Raw genomic sequence first — 15,502 nt, 5'->3', positions numbered from 1 at the left:
AGAACCCCATGACCATCCCTCACGTGTGGCAGCAGCCTGCCGCCCTGCGCCAGGCCATCCGCCGCGGCGACTTCCGCCATCACACCGCCGGCCAGGCGCCCGGCCACGCCCAGGGCAACCTGGCCATCCTTCCGCGCGACTACGCCGACGAGTTCCTGCGCTTTTGCCGGCTCAACCCCAAGGCCTGCCCCGTCATCGGCATGTCCGAGCCGGGCGCGCCCGCGGTGCCCGAGCTTGGCGAGGACATCGACTTGCGCAGCGACGTGCCGGCCTACTGCGTGTTCCGCGATGGCGAGCTGGTCGAGGAAGTGACCGACCTGCGCGCGCTGTGGCGCGACGACCTGGTCGGCTTCGTGCTGGGCTGTTCGCTATCGTTCGAGGCCGCGCTGCTGGACGCCCGCGTGCCGGTGCGCCACATCGAGAACGACCATCCCGTGCCCATGTACAACACCAGCATCGCCAACCGGCCTGCCGGCCGCTTCGGCGGCAACATGGTGGTCAGCATGCGGCCCATGAGCACCGCGCAGGCCATCCGCGCGATCCAGGTCACCTCGCGCTTTCCGGCCGTGCACGGCGCACCCGTGCACTTCGGCAACCCGGCCGAGATCGGCATCGCCGACATCGGCAAGCCCGACTACGGCATGCCGGTCGAGATCCGCCGGGGCGAGGTGCCGGTGTTCTGGGCCTGCGGCGTCACGCCGCAGCAGGCCATCCGCGTGGCCCGCCCGCCGCTGGCCCTCACGCACAAGCCCGGCTACATGCTCGTGGCCGACGTGCGCAACAGCGAGCTGGCGGCTTTCTGAACCCGGGCTGCAGGACAACGACCCAATGAAGATCGACCTCAACAGCGACCTGGGCGAGAGCCTGGGCGTGTGGCGCATGGGCGACGACGCCGCCATGCTCGGCCTCGTCACCAGCGCCAACGTGGCCTGCGGCTTCCACGCAGGCGATCCCGCCGGCATGCTGGCCACCCTCAAGGCTGCGGCCGAGCGCGGCGTCGCCGTCGGCGCGCACGTGGCCTACCCCGATCTCGTCGGCTTCGGCCGGCGCGCCATGGACATCGCCAGCGCCGACCTGGTGGCCGGCGTGGTCTACCAGATCGGCGCGTTGCAGGCGCTGGCGCGCGTGGCCGGCACCAAGGTGCGCTACGTCAAGCCGCATGGCGCGCTCTACAACACCATCGCGCACGACGCGCGACAGGCACGCGATGTGATCGCCGCCATCCGCGCCGTCGACGCCAGCCTGCCGCTGGTCGTGCTGGCCGGCGCGCCCTTGGCCCGCTGGGCCGCCGACGCCGGCCTGCGCGTGGTGGCCGAGGCCTTCGCGGACCGCGGCTATGCGCCCGACGGCACGCTGCTGCCGCGCGGCACGCCGGGCGCCGTGCTGCACGATCCGACGCGCGTGGCGCAGCGCATGCAGCGGCTGGTGCGGGAAGGCGTGATGGAAACTGCCGACGGCAGCCTGGTCCGGCTGCAGGCCGACTCGATCTGCGTGCACGGCGACAGCCCCGGCGCGCTGGCCATGACCACGCAGGTGCGCCACGTGCTGGAAGGTGCGGGCGTGACGCTGGCGCCATTCGCCTGAGCCCGACCGGAGACTGCCTTGCGTTTTCTTCCCGTCAACCTGAATGTGCTGCTGGTCGAGCTGGCCGACCTGGAGCAGACGCTGGCACTGCTGCACGCGCTGCAGGCCGAACCGCTGCCCGGCGTCGTCGAGTTGGTGCCCGCGGCGCGCACCGTGCTCGTGAACTTCCGCCCGTCCGTGATCGGCCGCGCGGCGCTGGAGCGCCGCATCGCCGCGCTGGACCTGAACCGGCGCGTGGTGCGCGACACCACGCTGATCGAGATCCCCGTGCGCTACGACGGCGAAGATCTCGACGATGTGGCGCAACACCTGGGCCTCACGCGCCGCGAGGTCGTGCAGCGCCACACCGCCAGCCTCTTCAGCGTGGCCTTCTGCGGCTTCGCGCCGGGCTTCGCCTATCTTGCCGGCGGCGACCCAGTGTTCGACGTGCCGCGCCGGCGCTCGCCGCGCACCAAGGTGCCGGCGGGCTCGGTAGCGCTGGGCGGCGCCTTCAGCGGCGTCTACCCGAAGGCCAGCCCCGGTGGCTGGCAAATCATCGGCATCACCGAACTGCCGATGTGGGACCTGTCGCGGCCGGTGCCCGCGCTGCTGCAACCGGGCTTCCAGGTGCGATTCGTCGAGCGCGAAGAGCGTGTCTTCATGCCGCCCCCTGCTGTCGCCCCAGCCCCTGTCTCTGCCCCCGTCGAGCCGCTACCGGGCGGCGGCACGGCCCTGCTGCTGCGCCGCCCCGGCCTGCAGGCCCTGTTCCAGGACAAGGGTCGCAGCGGCCAGGTCGCGCAGGGCGTGTCGGCCAGCGGCGCGATGGACCAGGGCGCGTTGCGCGAGGCCAACCGGCTGGTCGGCAACGACAGCGGCGCGGCCTGCATCGAACTCGTGGCCTACGGCGGCTTCGAGGTGCAAAGCCAGGGCGATACGGTGGTGGCCATCACGGGCGCCGACGTGCCCGCCACGCTGCACGCGCCCGATGGCCGCAGCTGGCCCGTGGCCAGCCACGCGCCACTGGCCCTGGGCGACGGCGACCGCCTGCACCTGGGCGCGCCGCGCTGCGGCGTGCGGGCCTACCTGGCCGTGCGCGGCGGTTTCGACGTGGCACCCGTGCTCGGCAGTTGCGCGACCGACACGCTGGCCTTCATCGGCCCGTCGCCACTGGCCGCGGGCGACCGGCTGGCCGTACGCGCGCTCACCGCCGCTGCCGTCGTGGGCGCGCCGGCCGCATCTGCGCCGGACTTGCCGCTCGTCGACGAGACCGTGGTGCTGGACGTGGTCATGGGACCGCGCACCGACTGGTTCACCCCCGAGGGGGTGGAGCGGCTGTTCTCGCAGGCCTGGCAGGTCACGCCGCAGTCCAACCGTGTCGGCCTGCGCCTGCAGGGCGAGGCACCGCTGCTGCGCGCCGTGCATGGCGAGCTGCCCAGCGAGGGCACGGCCCTGGGCGCACTGCAGGTGCCACCCAGCGGCCAGCCGGTGCTGTTCATGGCCGACCACCCGCTCACGGGGGGCTACCCGGTGATCGCCACCGTTGCCACCTACCACCTCGACCGCGCGGGCCAGATCCCTGTGCATGCCCGCGTGCGCTTCAACCCGGTGTCCGCCTTCGACCCTGTCGAGGTGAGCGCCTTGTCCCTTTCCTGAGCATCACATGATGAAGAAAGTCCTGATCGCCAACCGCGGGGAGATCGCCGTGCGCATCGCACGCGCCTGTGCGGACTACGGCGTGCGAAGCGTGGCCGTCTATGCCGACGCCGACATCGACGCCCTGCATGTGCAGCGCGCCGACGAAGCCTGGGGCCTGGGCGGCGACCGCCCGGCCGACACCTACCTGCACATCGCCAAGCTGCTCGACGTGGCGCGGCGCAGCGGCGCCGACGCCGTGCACCCGGGCTACGGCTTCCTGTCCGAGAACGCGGCCTTCGCGCAGGCCGTGCTCGACGCGGAGCTGACCTGGATCGGCCCGCCGCCCGCCGTGATCGCGCGCCTGGGCGACAAGGTCCAGGCACGCCAGCTTGCGCTGGAAGTCGGCGCGCCGCTGGTGGCCGGCACGCCCGGCCCTGTGAAGGACGCCGACGAGGTGCTGGCCTTCGCGCAGCAGCACGGCCTGCCGATCGCGATCAAGGCCGCCTTCGGCGGCGGCGGTCGCGGCATCAAGGTCGCGCATGCCATGGAGGAGGTGGCCGAGCTCTACGCCTCGGCCGTGCGCGAGGCCGTGGCCGCCTTCGGCCGGGGCGAGTGCTTTGTCGAACAGTTCCTGGACCGGCCGCGCCATGTCGAAGCCCAGGTCATCGCCGACACGCACGGCCAGGTGCTGGTGCTGGGCACGCGCGACTGCTCGCTGCAGCGGCGCAACCAGAAGCTCGTGGAAGAGGCCCCCGCACCCTTCCTGACGGACGCCCAGCGCGAGCGCATCCACGCGGCCGCGCGCGCCATCTGCGCGCACGCGGGCTACGTGGGCGCGGGCACGGTGGAATTCCTGCTCAGCGCCGGCGGCGCCATTTCTTTCCTGGAGGTCAACACGCGGCTGCAGGTCGAGCATCCCGTAACCGAGGAGACCACAGGCCTGGACCTCGTGGTGGAGCAGCTCCGCGTGGCCGACGGCCTGCCGCTGTCGCTCAGCGCCACGCCCGCGCCGCGCGGCCATGCGATCGAGCTGCGCATCAACGCCGAGGACATCGGCCGCGGCTTCCTGCCGCACCCGGGCCGCATCACACGCTTCGACGCGCCCGGCGGCCCCGGCGTGCGCCTGGACACCGGCGTGCAGGCCGGATCGCTGGTGCACGGCAACTTCGATTCGCTGATGGCCAAGCTCGTCGTCACGGGCGCCACGCGGGCTCAGGCCATCGCCCGCGCGCGCCGCGCACTGAGCGAGTTCCGCATCGAGGGCGTGGCCTCGGTGCTTCCGTTCCACGAATCCGTGCTGGCGCACCCGGACTTCGCCGGCGACGAATTTTGCGTGCACACGCGCTGGATCGAGACCGACTGGGTGCCCACGCTCGCGGCCAGCCCGCGGCCCGCGCCCACCGAGCAAGTGGCCTTGCAGCGCATGACGGTGGAAATCGACGGACGCCGTGTCCAGCTCGGGTTGCCGCCCGCGCTGCTGCTGGGGCTGTCGACCGGTGGCGCAGCCGCCGGCCCGGCCGCGGCGCCGCCAGCCGCCTCCGTACCGGGCGTGGCGGCGCCCGTCTCGGGGACGCTGCAGGCCTGGCAGGTGAAGGACGGCGACGCGGTGGCCGAAGGCCAGCCGGTTGCCGTCATGGAAGCAATGAAGATGGAGATGCAGGTGCTCGCACACCGCAGCGGCCGCATCGCGCTGCTGGCCGCGCCAGCCAGCTACCACGAGGCCGGGGCGGCCATCGCGCAGATTGACTGACAGCTGACGTCGGCCAAACCGGTGCTGGCGCGATGGTGAAATGAAAACGGCGCCCGAGGGCGCCGTTTTCATTTCCGGGCGGGTTCCGCTCAGAGGGGGTGTTGCTGCTGCTGTTGCTGCTCGAACGGCAGCGACATCGAACCGAGGTCGCGGCGGGTCTCGACCAGCACCAGCGGACCTTCGTCGAGCACCACCACCGGCGGGCGCTCGCGCGGCACGTGCACCGGCTTCGGCTCGGCGGCGATGGCGGCGCGTGCCTGCGCGATGCGCTCGGCGTCGGAGTTGACCCACTGCAGGCCCGAGTTCTGGGCGATCTGCGCGAGTTCGTCCAGCGGCAGCTCGAAGGGCTGGACCTTCGGCAGCGCGCGGCCGTTGGCGACGGGCGCCGGAGCAGCCACGGGCGCGGCAGCGACCGGCGCCGGGCGCTCGGCGCGCACCGGCTGGGGTGCGGGTTCGCGGACTTCCGGTGCAGCGACGGCGGCTTCGGCCACGACGGCCTGTTGCTGCTCCGACGCGATCGGCAGTTGCTGCTGCGGCTGGCGGCGGGGCGCCGGGGCTTCTTCCTGCACGCCGGTCGTCGTCGTCGCGGCTTCCGCCACGGCGACTTCGGCGGCCTGCGCAGCGGCTTCGCTGTCGTCGCGCGGACCGCGTTCGCGGCGGTCGCGGCCGTAACGGTCACGCGAACGGCCACGGCGCTCGTCGCCTTCGCGGCGGGGTGCCTGCTCGTTGCCGCCGTCGTTGGACTGCTCGACGTCGGCTGCTGCAGCTTCGGCACCGCGTGCATCGGCTTCGGCCTGAGGCGCGTCGTTGCGGCGCTCGCGGCGGCCGTCGTTGCGCTCACCACGCTCAGCACCACGTTCGCCGCGCGGAGCGCGCTGCTCGTCGCGGCCGTTGCGCGGCTGGCGCTCGCCCTGGACGGCTTCTTCGCCGGCAAGGGCGGCTTCGCCGCGGGGCTGCTGGGCGTCGCCGTTGCGTTCGGCGCGGTCGCTGTTGTTGCGCTCGCCGCGTTGTTCGCCACGCTCGTTGCGCTCGCCACGTTCACGGCGTTCGCCGCGGGCGCGCGGTGCGCGTTCGCCTGCATTGCCTTCTTCGCCCGAGACCAGTTGCTGGGCTTCGAGGTTCAGGTTGCCGTCGAGTGCGTCCGCCGGTGCGTTGCGGCCTTCGCGGCCTTCGCCTTCGCGGCGCTCGCCGCGGCCGTTGCGGCGTTGTTCGCCGTCGCGCGGTGCGCGTGCCTCACGCGGCTCGCGGGGGTCGCGCTGTTCGCGCGGCTCGCGTTGCTCACGCGGTTGCTGCGGGGCGCCGTCGGCACGCAGTTCGCTGCTGTTGCGGCCTTCACGGCCTTCGCGTCCTTCACGGCGCTCGCCGCCGCGGCCGCCACGGCGTTCGCCGTCGCGACCACCCGAACGTCCGCCGCCTTCGCCGCGGCCTTCCGCGTTGCGGCCTTCACCGCGGCCTTCGCCACCACGGCCGCCACGGCGCTGTTCGCCGTCACGCGAACCGCCGCGTGCTTCGCCGTCGCGGCCGGGGCGGCCGTCGCGGCGGGGCTTCGGTGCCTCGACCGGAATCGCGGAGGGCGCCGGCGCCGGAGCGGGGGCCGGCGTGCCGCCGAACAGGTTCTTGATCCAGGCGAAGAAGCCGGTCTGTGCCGGAACCGGCGCGGTGACCACGGGCGGTGCGACCGGCGCGGGTGCCGCGACAGGCGCGCGCACGGCTTCGGGCTTCGGCGGCACCACGGGCGCGGGTGCATCGGGCAGCACGCCCTTGATGACCGGCGTCTGCTTGTTGGTGGGCTCTTGCGAACGGCGCGTGACGGAGGTCGGGTCTTCGATCTCGTCGGCCATCTTGTAGCTGGCTTCGATGTGGTCGAGGCGCGGATCGTCGTGCTTCAGGCGCTCGAGCTTGTAGTTCGGCGTTTCGAGCGTCTTGTTGGGCACCATCAGCACGGTGACGCGCTGCTTGAGTTCGATCTTGGCGATTTCGGGGCGCTTTTCGTTCAGCAGGAACGATGCGACTTCCACGGGCACCTGCACATGCACGGCGGCCGTGTTGTCCTTCATGGACTCTTCCTGAATGATGCGCAGGATCTGCAGCGCGCTCGATTCGGTGTCGCGGATGTGGCCCGAGCCGCCGCAGCGGGGGCAGGGGATCGACGAGCCTTCCGACAGTGCCGGCTTCAGGCGCTGGCGGCTCATTTCCATCAGGCCGAACTTGCTGATCGAGCCGAACTGCACGCGGGCGCGGTCCTGCCGCAGCGCGTCGCGCAGGCGGCTCTCGACTTCGCGGCGGTTCTTCGACTCGTCCATGTCGATGAAGTCGATGACGATCAGGCCGCCCAGGTCGCGCAGGCGCATCTGGCGGGCCACTTCGTCGGCGGCCTCGAGGTTGGTGCGAGTGGCGGTCTCTTCGATGTCGCCGCCCTTGATGGCGCGGGCCGAGTTCACGTCGACCGAAACCAGTGCTTCGGTGTGGTCGATCACGATGGCGCCGCCCGAGGGCAGCTGCACGGTGCGCGCGTAGGCCGACTCGATCTGGTGCTCGATCTGGAAGCGGCTGAACAGCGCTGCGTCGTCGCGGTAGCGCTTCACGCGGGCGGCATGCTCGGGCATGACGTGCGCCATGAACTGCTGCGCCTGGTCGTAGATGTCGTCGGTATCGATCAGGATGTCGCCGATGTCGTGATTGAAATAGTCACGGATGGCGCGGATGACGAGCGACGATTCCTGGTAGATCAAGAAAGCGCCCTTGCCGCCCTTGGCCGCGCCGTCGATGGCGCTCCAGAGCTTGAGCAGGTAGTTCAGGTCCCACTGGAGTTCGGGCGCCGAGCGGCCGATGCCGGCGGTGCGCGCGATGATGCTCATGCCCTTCGGGTACTCGAGCTGGTCCATCGCCTCCTTGAGTTCGGCGCGGTCGTCGCCCTCGATGCGGCGCGAAACGCCACCGCCGCGGGGGTTGTTCGGCATCAGCACGACGTAGCGGCCGGCCAGCGAGATGAAGGTGGTGAGGGCGGCGCCCTTGTTGCCGCGTTCTTCCTTTTCGACCTGGACGGTGAGTTCCTGGCCTTCGCGGATCGCGTCCTGGATGCGGGCCTGGCTGGCCGACACGCCTTCGGCGAAATACTGCTTGGAGATTTCCTTGAACGGCAGGAAGCCGTGGCGGTCTTCGCCGTAGTCGACGAAACAGGCTTCGAGCGAGGGCTCGACGCGGGTCACGACCGCCTTGTAGATGTTGCCCTTGCGCTGTTCGCGCCCTTCGATTTCGATTTCGTAGTCGAGCAGTTTCTGCCCGTCGACGATGGCCAGGCGGCGTTCTTCGGCCTGCGTGGCATTGATCAGCATCCGCTTCATGATGCGTTGTCCTTATATGTATCGTTCTACCGGCTCTTGACGAGCCAACGATGCACGGACGACGCCCGCGAAACCAGGGAATTGCCGCTTCGGCCCCGAATGCTGTTCACTGCCGCGCCAGGCGCGAGCAGGCCTCTCGAGCGCTAGCTCAAGAAGACAGTCGGGGTGGGGGCGCGTGGATGGGCGCGAGCCAGATTCGGTGTTGAGTGGCTATCTTTTTGATAGCCGGTTGCGCAATGGTGGCGCGCGCTGCGGGCGATCCAATGCCTGAGGCCACTGGCATCAGCCAGTGCAGGCACATTTGAATCAGCAGCATCAACACAACAAGGGACTCGCTTCGATCCGCCGGCAGCTTGGTCAGCTGCAGGCTGGGTATTCCGTATCGGTGTTTCGTGGGTGTCGGCTTGACTCGGGTGCCGGGCCTGCCACTTTGCGCAATTGCGCGGGGTTTGCAGCTCGGCGCCAAAGCGGCATCGACCTCACAGCGCCGCCCTGGGTATTTGATGGCAGTGGACTAAACTTCTGTCTAATCAAGCACTTACATGACCGCGCTGGTGAAAAACATTATAGGTGCGAAGCAGAGCCCCGCGGCTGCTCCAAATCCCGCAGGCCAAAAAGCCTCCGACGAGTCCGCGGCGCCCAATGCCGCCATCAAATTCCTCACGGTCGATGCCGAATCCGCCGGGCAGCGGCTCGACAATTTCCTGTTCCGCCATCTGAAAGGCGTGCCCAAGACGCATGTCTACCGGATCATCCGTTCGGGTGAGGTGCGCATCAACAAGGGCCGTGTGCAGGCCGAGACCCGCATCGAGGCCGGCGACGTGCTGCGGCTGCCGCCGATCCGGATTTCCGCGCGCGCGGAAGAGGGCGCGGCCCCGCCAGCGCCGGCGCGCGAGTTCCCGGTGCTGCTGGAAGACGACGCCGTGCTGGCCATCGACAAGCCGGCCGGCGTGGCCGTGCACGGCGGCAGCGGCGTGAGCTTCGGCGTGATCGAGCAACTGCGCACGGCGCGGCCGGGCGCCAAATTCCTGGAATTGGTGCACCGGCTCGACCGCGAAACCTCCGGCATCCTGCTGGTCGCCAAGAAGCGCAGCGCGCTGGTCGCCTTGCAGGACCAGTTCCGCGAGCGCGAGACCGGCAAGACCTACCTGGCGCTGGTCGAGGGCGACTGGCCCGCGAACAGGAAGGTGCTCGACGCGCCGCTTGCCAAATACCTGCTGCCCGACGGTTCGGGCGCCGGTGCCGGCGAGCGCCGGGTGCGCGTGGTCGCCAAGGACCATCCGGACGCGATGCGCGCCGTGACGCTGGTGCGCGTGCTGGCGCGGCTCACGCTGCCGGGCGACGCCGCGCCGGTGTCATTGCTGGCTGTGACCATCAAGACCGGGCGCACCCACCAGATCCGCGTGCACCTCGCGTCGGCGGGCCATCCGATTGCCGGCGACGACAAGTACGGCGAATCCGACCGCCAGCGCGCACTGCAGAAACTCGGCCTCAAGCGCATGTTCCTGCATGCCTGGCGCCTGCAATTCAACCATCCGGCCAGCGGAGAACGCGTGGCGCTGCAGGCCGGCCTGCCGCCCGAGCTCAATATGCTGATGCCGCCCGCCGCCCTCGAGGCGATGGCCCAACACCCCACTCCCACGGCCCATGACTGACGCTTCCCGACCTCCCCGTTTCGACCTGATCGCCTTCGACTGGGACGGCACCCTCTACGACTCCACGCGCCTGATCGTGCGCTGCATCCAGGCGGCGGTGATCGACGTCGGCGGCGCCAAGCCGAGCGAGAACGACGCCGCCTGGGTCATCGGCCTGGGGCTGGCCGAGGCGCTGGCTCGCGCGGCGCCCGACGTGCCGAAGGAAAAATATCCCGAGCTGGGAGCGCGCTACCGCTATCACTACCTGCAGCACCAGGACGACCTGGTGCTGTTCGACGGCGTGCTGCAGATGCTCGATGCATTGCGCGCGCGCGGCCACAAGCTGGCCGTGGCCACCGGCAAGTCGCGCCGCGGCCTGAACGAGGCGCTGAAGTCGGTCGCGCTGCGTGACCGCTTCGAAGCCTCACGCACCGCCGACGAAACCTTCGGCAAGCCGCACCCGCGCATGCTGCTGGAGCTGATGGAAGAACTCGACGTCACGCCCGAGCGCACCCTGATGATCGGCGACACCACGCACGACCTGCAGCTGGCGCAGAACGCCGGCTGCGCCAGCGTGGGCGTGAGCTACGGCGCCCACGAGCCCGCCAGCTTCGACGAATTCAAGCCGCTGCACGTCGCGCACTCGGTGGCAGACCTCGAAGCGTGGCTCCTGGGCAACGCCTGAACAACAATCTGGAGTGCTTCCATGAGTGAAGAACGCATCCCGCTTTGCAACGCCTCGGACCTGGTCGAGGGCGGCCTCGCGGTGCCTTTCGACGTGATTCATGGCGGCGAAACCTGCCGGGCCTTCGCGGTTCGTTTCGAGGGGCGGCCGCATGCGTTTCTCAACCGGTGCAGCCACGTGGCGATGGAGATGGACTTCCAGCCCGACCGCTTCTTCGACGATACCGGGCAGTGGCTGCTGTGCGCCACGCACGGCGCCGTCTACCGGCCCGACACCGGCGAATGCGCGGGCGGCCCGTGCCGCGGCGGCCTCGTGAAGATCGCACTCAGCGAGCATGACGGCGTAGTGCACTGGCATACTGACTGGAACCTCCACCCCCTGACTTTCTGACATGACCGACCCGAACCGAACAGAACCCGCAGGGTTCGAGCCATTTGAGCCGGCCACCCCCACCAACATGGCCAAAGATCCCACGCAGCGCCCCGGATGGGAGCGCGCAACGCTCGAAAAACTCGCCTTCGCCTCCCTGAACGAACAGAAGGCCACGCGGCGCTGGAAAACCTTCGTGCGGCTGTCGTGGCTGGCCTTCTTCATCTTCCTGGCCTGGCTGGCGCTGTCGCGCAGCGCGCCCAGCACCGCCAAGACCACGGCCCACACGGCGGTCGTCGAGATCAAGGGCGAGATCGCCAACGGCGGCGACGCCAGCGCCGAGTTCGTGGTCGCCGCCATGAAGACCGCTTTCGAGGACGAGGGCGCCAAGGGCGTGATCCTGCTGATCAACTCGCCCGGCGGCAGCCCGGTGCAGGCCGGCATCATCAACGACGAGATCAAGCGCCTGAAGGCCAAGTACAAGAAGCCGGTCTATGCCGTGGTCGAGGAGACCTGCGCGTCGGCCGCCTACTACATCGCCGCCGCCACCGACAAGATCTACGTCGACAAGGCCAGCATCGTGGGCAGCATCGGCGTACTGATGGACGGCTTCGGCTTCACGGGCGTGATGGAAAAGGTCGGCGTCGAGCGCCGCCTGCTGACGGCCGGCGAGAACAAGGGCTTCCTCGACCCGTTCAGCCCCATGAGCGACGCGCAGCGCGCCCATGCGCAGACCATGCTGAACCAGATCCACGCGCAGTTCATCAACGTGGTCAAGACCGGCCGTGGCGACCGCCTGAAGCTCGACACCCCGGGCCTGTTCAGCGGCCTGTTCTGGAGCGGCGAGCAGGCCGTCGAATACGGCCTGGCCGACCAGCTGGGCAACGTCGACTACGTGGCGCGCGAAGTCATCAAGGCCGACGAGGTGATCGACTACACCCGGCGCGACAACGTGGCCGAGAAGCTGGCCAAGAAGTTCGGCGCCTCGATGGCCGAAACCACCGTGCGCCTGATGCACACGGCGCCGGCACTGCGCTGAGCTTCTATTTGCTTTCGCCGCTGGCGGTGTGGCGCGCGGACGCTGCCAGCGCCACGGCGAAGGCCACGACCACATAGAGCGCGGCGGTCAGCGAGGTCGCCCGCGCCAGCAGGCCGATCACAGCGGGGCCTGCCATGAACCCCAGATAGGCCACGGCCGAGACCGACGCAATGCCGCGCGCGGGCTCGATGCCCGGCACGTTCGCGGAAGCCGAGAACAGGATCGGCACCACGTTCGCGAAGCCGACCCCCACGCCGGCGAAACCCACCAGGGCCAGCCAGGGCATGTCGGTGACGAGCACCAGCGTCATGGCAGCCGCGGCGAGCAGGCCGCTGCCCAGCAGCAGCGTGGCCGGCGCGAATCGGGCGCGCATCGCGTCCCCGCCGAAGCGCGCTGCCGCCATCGCCGCCGAGAAGCTCGCATAGGCCAGCGCGGCCTGCTGCTGCGGGCTGCCGATCTCCTGCTGCATATAGAGCACGCTCCAGTCGTAGATGGCGCCTTCGGCGATCAGTCCCAGCGCGGCGAGCACGCCCAGCACCGCCAGCGTGCCGCGCGGCATCAGGAATCCGTGGTCGGCCCCGCTCGCGCCGCTGGTGGCGGGGCGCGGCAGCATGCGCCGCGAGGCCACGGCCACGAGCAGCACCATCGCCGCCGCAACCAGCAGCAAGTGCGCCTGCGCGCCCAGCCCGGCGGCGAGCGCCGCGCTGCCGCTCGCGGCGCCGGCCATGCCGCCCAGGCTGAACATGCCGTGCATGCCGCTCATCAACGGCGTGCCGCCGTGCAGTTCGAGCTGCGCGGCCTCGGTATTGATCGAGACATCGAACACGCTGGTCACGAGGCCGAAGGCCGCCAGCAGGCCCAGCAGCGCCACATAGCCCGGCATCGCGATCAGCCCGGCCAGCAGCAGCGCATAGATGCAGCCGCAGACGCCGGCCATGCGGCGCGGGCCGTAGCGGCCGATCCAGCGGCCCGCGCTGGTCAGGCCGACCATCGCGCCGGCACCGGCTGCGAGCATGGCGAGGCCGAGTTGCGCTTCGTCGATGCCGTAGTGCGCCTTGACCGTGGGCACGTGCACGCCCCAGGTCGCGAAGATGAAACCGGCGGAAAAGAATTGCGCGCGCGATGCCCAGCGCGTGGCGGCGGTGATGGCCACCATGGTCAGCGCCCGATCGCGAACACGGCGGGCAGGCGTTCGTCTGTGGTGGGCTGCGGCTTGGCGCGCCAGGATTTCACTGTTTCGCTGCGCACATGAGCCGTTGCCAGCGTGAGGCCGCGCGCCACCGCGAGGCGGGTGTTGTGCTGGAGCGTCTGTATCAGCGCCTGCAGCAGGGCGGCATTGCGATAGGGCGTTTCGATGAAGAGCTGCGTCTGGCCCGACTTGAGCGCCAGCGCCTCGAGTTCGCGGATGCGCGTCTGGCGCTCGCCCGCGTCCTGCGGCAGGTAGCCGACGAAGGCGAAGTTCTGGCCATTGAGCCCGCTCGCCGCCAGTGCGAGCAGCAGCGAGACCGGGCCGGTCAGCGGAACGACGCTGAGACCCAGGTCGTGCGCGGCGCGCGCCACCGAGGAACCGGGGTCGGCCACCGCCGGCATGCCGGCTTCGCTGAGCAGGCCGATATCGTGGCCTTCCAGTGCGGCGGCGAGCAGGGGGCGGGCGTCGAACTGCCCGGCGTGGTCGCCCTTCTTGTGCACCTCGCGCGGCAGTTCCTGGATGTTCTGCGCCTGCAGCGGCGCGGCCAGCGGCGTGACCGCGTCGATGCGCTTCAGGTAGGCGCGCGCGGACTTCGCGTTCTCGCAGATCCAGTGGGTGATGCCGGCGGCGGCCTGCAGCGTGCCCAGGGGCAGGGCGTCCTGCAGTGGCGCCTGGGTGTCGCAGCCGAAATCGAGCGGCGCGGGAACGAGGTAGAGCTTGCCGTGCGTCACAGGAGTTCGACCCCCGCGGCGCGCAGCATGCGGCAGGTGCGGATCAGCGGCAGGCCGACCAGCGCGGTCGGGTCGTCGCTGTTTATGGCATCCAGCAGCGCGATGCCCAGGCCTTCGCTCTTGGCGCTGCCGGCGCAGTCGTAGGGTTGTTCGGCCAGCAGGTATTGCTCGATGGCGGCGTCGCTGAGGTCTCGGAACACCACGCGCACGGGGGCGATGTCGCGCTGGACGAAGCCGGTGGCGCGGCACACCACCGCCACCGCGGTCTGGAAGATCAGCGTCTGGCCGCGCATGCGGCGCAGTTGCGCCGTGGCGCGCTGGTGGTCGCCGGGCTTGCCAAGCGCTTCGCCGCCGAGATCGGCCACCTGGTCGGAGCCGATGACCACGGCTTCGGGAAAGCGGGCAGCGACGGCGTCGGCTTTTTCGAGCGCCAAGCGGATGGCCAGGGCATGTGGCGTTTCGCCGGGCAACGGCGTTTCGTCGACTTCAGGGGACTGCACTTCGAAAGGCAGTCGCAGGCGGGTGAGCAGTTCGCGGCGGTAGCGCGAGGTCGAGGCAAGAATCACAGGGCGTTGCATGGGGACGATTGTGCGTGAGTCGCATGGAATCCCCAGGCATGCACCATGCCGGTGAAACTTCTGGCGCGCTAGACTGGCGAAGATGAAGAGAGAATTTGCCCCCGAACGGCTCAACGTGCCCGCCTTTGCCGCGGCCGCCGCCACCCTGGAAGCCGCCGACCCGGTTCCCAACTACCTGCGCCTGACCGCCGAGCTGGCGGTTCCCGCGCCCGATGCGGTGGTCGATTGGAGAGCCACCGGGGAAGAGCGCCCCGGCGCCGACGGCAAGGCCGTTCCCTGGCTGCACCTGGATGCCGAGGCCACGGTCCCGCTGGTTTGCCAGCGCTGCCTGTCGCCGGTCGAGACGCCATTGACGGTCGATCGCTGGTTCCGTTTCGTGGCCGACGAGGCCACGGCCGAGGCGGAAGACGAGGAATCGGAGGAAGACCTGCTCGTCGTGAGCCGCGATTTCGACCTCCATGCCCTGATCGAAGACGAACTGCTCATGGACATTCCCGTCACGCCCGTGCATGACGTCTGCCCCACGCCCGTCCAGCTTTCCTCCAGCGACGACGACTTCAAGGCGGCCGAAGAAGCCAAGCCGAACCCGTTCGCGGTGCTCGGAGCGTTGCGTTCGCGCAAGCCGGAAGACGGGTCGGAAGAGGGCAGGTAGCCCTTTTCCTCAGGCTGGGCTATAATCATGGGCTTCGCGCGCGCCGCCGTGAGCAGCAATGCAGATCCAGGGATGCCAGCCATCCTTTCTCATTGCCACCGCTTGAGCCCGCATCCCATCACTCACCTAACAGTCCAGGAGCCATCATGGCCGTCCAGCAAAACAAGAAGTCGCCTTCCAAGCGCGGCATGCACCGTTCCCACAATGCGCTGGTCGTGCCCGGCATCGCCGTGGAGCCGACCACCGGCGAAACGCACCTGCGCCACCACATCAGCCCCAACGGTTTCTACCGTGGCCGCCAGGTGCTCAAGAACAAGTCCGAAGCCTGATCTC

14 protein-coding genes are annotated in these 15,502 nt (G+C 69.9%); 10 read left to right on the top strand and 4 right to left on the bottom strand.

Annotated elements, in window-relative coordinates; translation table 11 throughout:
- Positions 1-8 precede the first annotated feature (8 nt).
- The 4 genes from QRN67_RS13300 to QRN67_RS13285 are packed head-to-tail and all read left to right on the top strand — an operon-like array spanning position 9 to position 4,948.
- Positions 9-803 (top strand): putative hydro-lyase, encoded by a 795-nt coding sequence (locus QRN67_RS13300; RefSeq protein ID WP_285412135.1) that lies wholly within the window; start codon positions 9-11, stop codon positions 801-803.
- 25 nt (positions 804-828) lie between these two features.
- Complete coding sequence (locus tag QRN67_RS13295; RefSeq protein ID WP_285412133.1) at positions 829-1,584, top strand: LamB/YcsF family protein; 756 nt, start codon at positions 829-831, stop codon at positions 1,582-1,584.
- 18 nt (positions 1,585-1,602) lie between these two features.
- Complete coding sequence (locus QRN67_RS13290; RefSeq protein ID WP_285412132.1) at positions 1,603-3,216, top strand: 5-oxoprolinase subunit B/C family protein; 1,614 nt, start codon at positions 1,603-1,605, stop codon at positions 3,214-3,216.
- Between the two features lie 10 nt (positions 3,217-3,226).
- Positions 3,227-4,948 (top strand): acetyl/propionyl/methylcrotonyl-CoA carboxylase subunit alpha, encoded by a 1,722-nt coding sequence (locus QRN67_RS13285; protein WP_285412294.1) that lies wholly within the window; start codon positions 3,227-3,229, stop codon positions 4,946-4,948.
- Between the two features lie 89 nt (positions 4,949-5,037).
- Here QRN67_RS13285 and QRN67_RS13280 read toward each other — a convergent pair whose 3' ends face one another.
- On the bottom strand, positions 5,038-8,292 hold the full coding sequence (locus QRN67_RS13280) for an Rne/Rng family ribonuclease (protein WP_285412131.1): 3,255 nt from the start codon (positions 8,290-8,292) through the stop codon (positions 5,038-5,040).
- A 554-nt stretch (positions 8,293-8,846) separates the two neighbouring features.
- Between QRN67_RS13280 and QRN67_RS13275 the strand changes: the two genes are divergently transcribed.
- The 4 genes from QRN67_RS13275 to QRN67_RS13260 are packed head-to-tail and all read left to right on the top strand — an operon-like array spanning position 8,847 to position 12,019.
- On the top strand, positions 8,847-9,947 hold the full coding sequence (locus QRN67_RS13275) for an RluA family pseudouridine synthase (RefSeq protein ID WP_081271215.1): 1,101 nt from the start codon (positions 8,847-8,849) through the stop codon (positions 9,945-9,947).
- On the top strand, positions 9,940-10,611 hold the full coding sequence (locus QRN67_RS13270) for an HAD family hydrolase (protein WP_081271213.1): 672 nt from the start codon (positions 9,940-9,942) through the stop codon (positions 10,609-10,611). The genes QRN67_RS13275 and QRN67_RS13270 overlap by 8 nt, the downstream gene beginning before the upstream one ends.
- Positions 10,612-10,632: 21 nt before the next feature.
- Positions 10,633-11,001 (top strand): Rieske (2Fe-2S) protein, encoded by a 369-nt coding sequence (locus tag QRN67_RS13265; RefSeq protein WP_285412130.1) that lies wholly within the window; start codon positions 10,633-10,635, stop codon positions 10,999-11,001.
- Position 11,002: 1 nt separating this feature from the next.
- The gene (locus QRN67_RS13260) at positions 11,003-12,019 is read left to right on the top strand and encodes a S49 family peptidase (protein WP_081271211.1); all 1,017 of its coding nucleotides are present in this window, start codon (positions 11,003-11,005) and stop codon (positions 12,017-12,019) included.
- A gap of 4 nt (positions 12,020-12,023) precedes the next feature.
- Here QRN67_RS13260 and QRN67_RS13255 read toward each other — a convergent pair whose 3' ends face one another.
- The 3 genes from QRN67_RS13255 to QRN67_RS13245 are packed head-to-tail and all read right to left on the bottom strand — an operon-like array spanning position 12,024 to position 14,517.
- Positions 12,024-13,175, bottom strand: a complete 1,152-nt coding sequence (locus tag QRN67_RS13255; protein WP_081271210.1) for an MFS transporter — start codon at positions 13,173-13,175, stop codon at positions 12,024-12,026.
- 2 nt (positions 13,176-13,177) lie between these two features.
- Positions 13,178-13,939: an SAM-dependent methyltransferase gene (locus QRN67_RS13250; RefSeq protein WP_285412127.1), complete on the bottom strand. Its 762-nt coding sequence runs from the start codon at positions 13,937-13,939 to the stop codon at positions 13,178-13,180.
- Positions 13,936-14,517, bottom strand: a complete 582-nt coding sequence (locus tag QRN67_RS13245; RefSeq protein WP_285412126.1) for a Maf family nucleotide pyrophosphatase — start codon at positions 14,515-14,517, stop codon at positions 13,936-13,938. Before QRN67_RS13245 ends, QRN67_RS13250 begins: the two co-directional genes overlap by 4 nt.
- A gap of 82 nt (positions 14,518-14,599) precedes the next feature.
- Here QRN67_RS13245 and QRN67_RS13240 point away from each other — a divergent pair, with 82 nt between their 5' ends.
- On the top strand, positions 14,600-15,169 hold the full coding sequence (locus tag QRN67_RS13240; protein ID WP_285412125.1) for a YceD family protein: 570 nt from the start codon (positions 14,600-14,602) through the stop codon (positions 15,167-15,169).
- A 146-nt stretch (positions 15,170-15,315) separates the two neighbouring features.
- A complete protein-coding gene (gene rpmF / locus QRN67_RS13235) occupies positions 15,316-15,498 on the top strand; it encodes a 50S ribosomal protein L32 (protein WP_007830466.1) in 183 nt (60 codons plus the stop codon).
- The last annotated feature ends 4 nt before the right edge of the window (positions 15,499-15,502 follow it).

The organism is Variovorax sp. efr-133-TYG-130, from assembly GCF_030208835.1.
Classification (GTDB): domain Bacteria; phylum Pseudomonadota; class Gammaproteobacteria; order Burkholderiales; family Burkholderiaceae_C; genus Variovorax.
The sequence above is the reverse complement of the archived record's forward strand: the minus strand, read 5'-3'. Positions and strand labels throughout refer to the sequence as shown.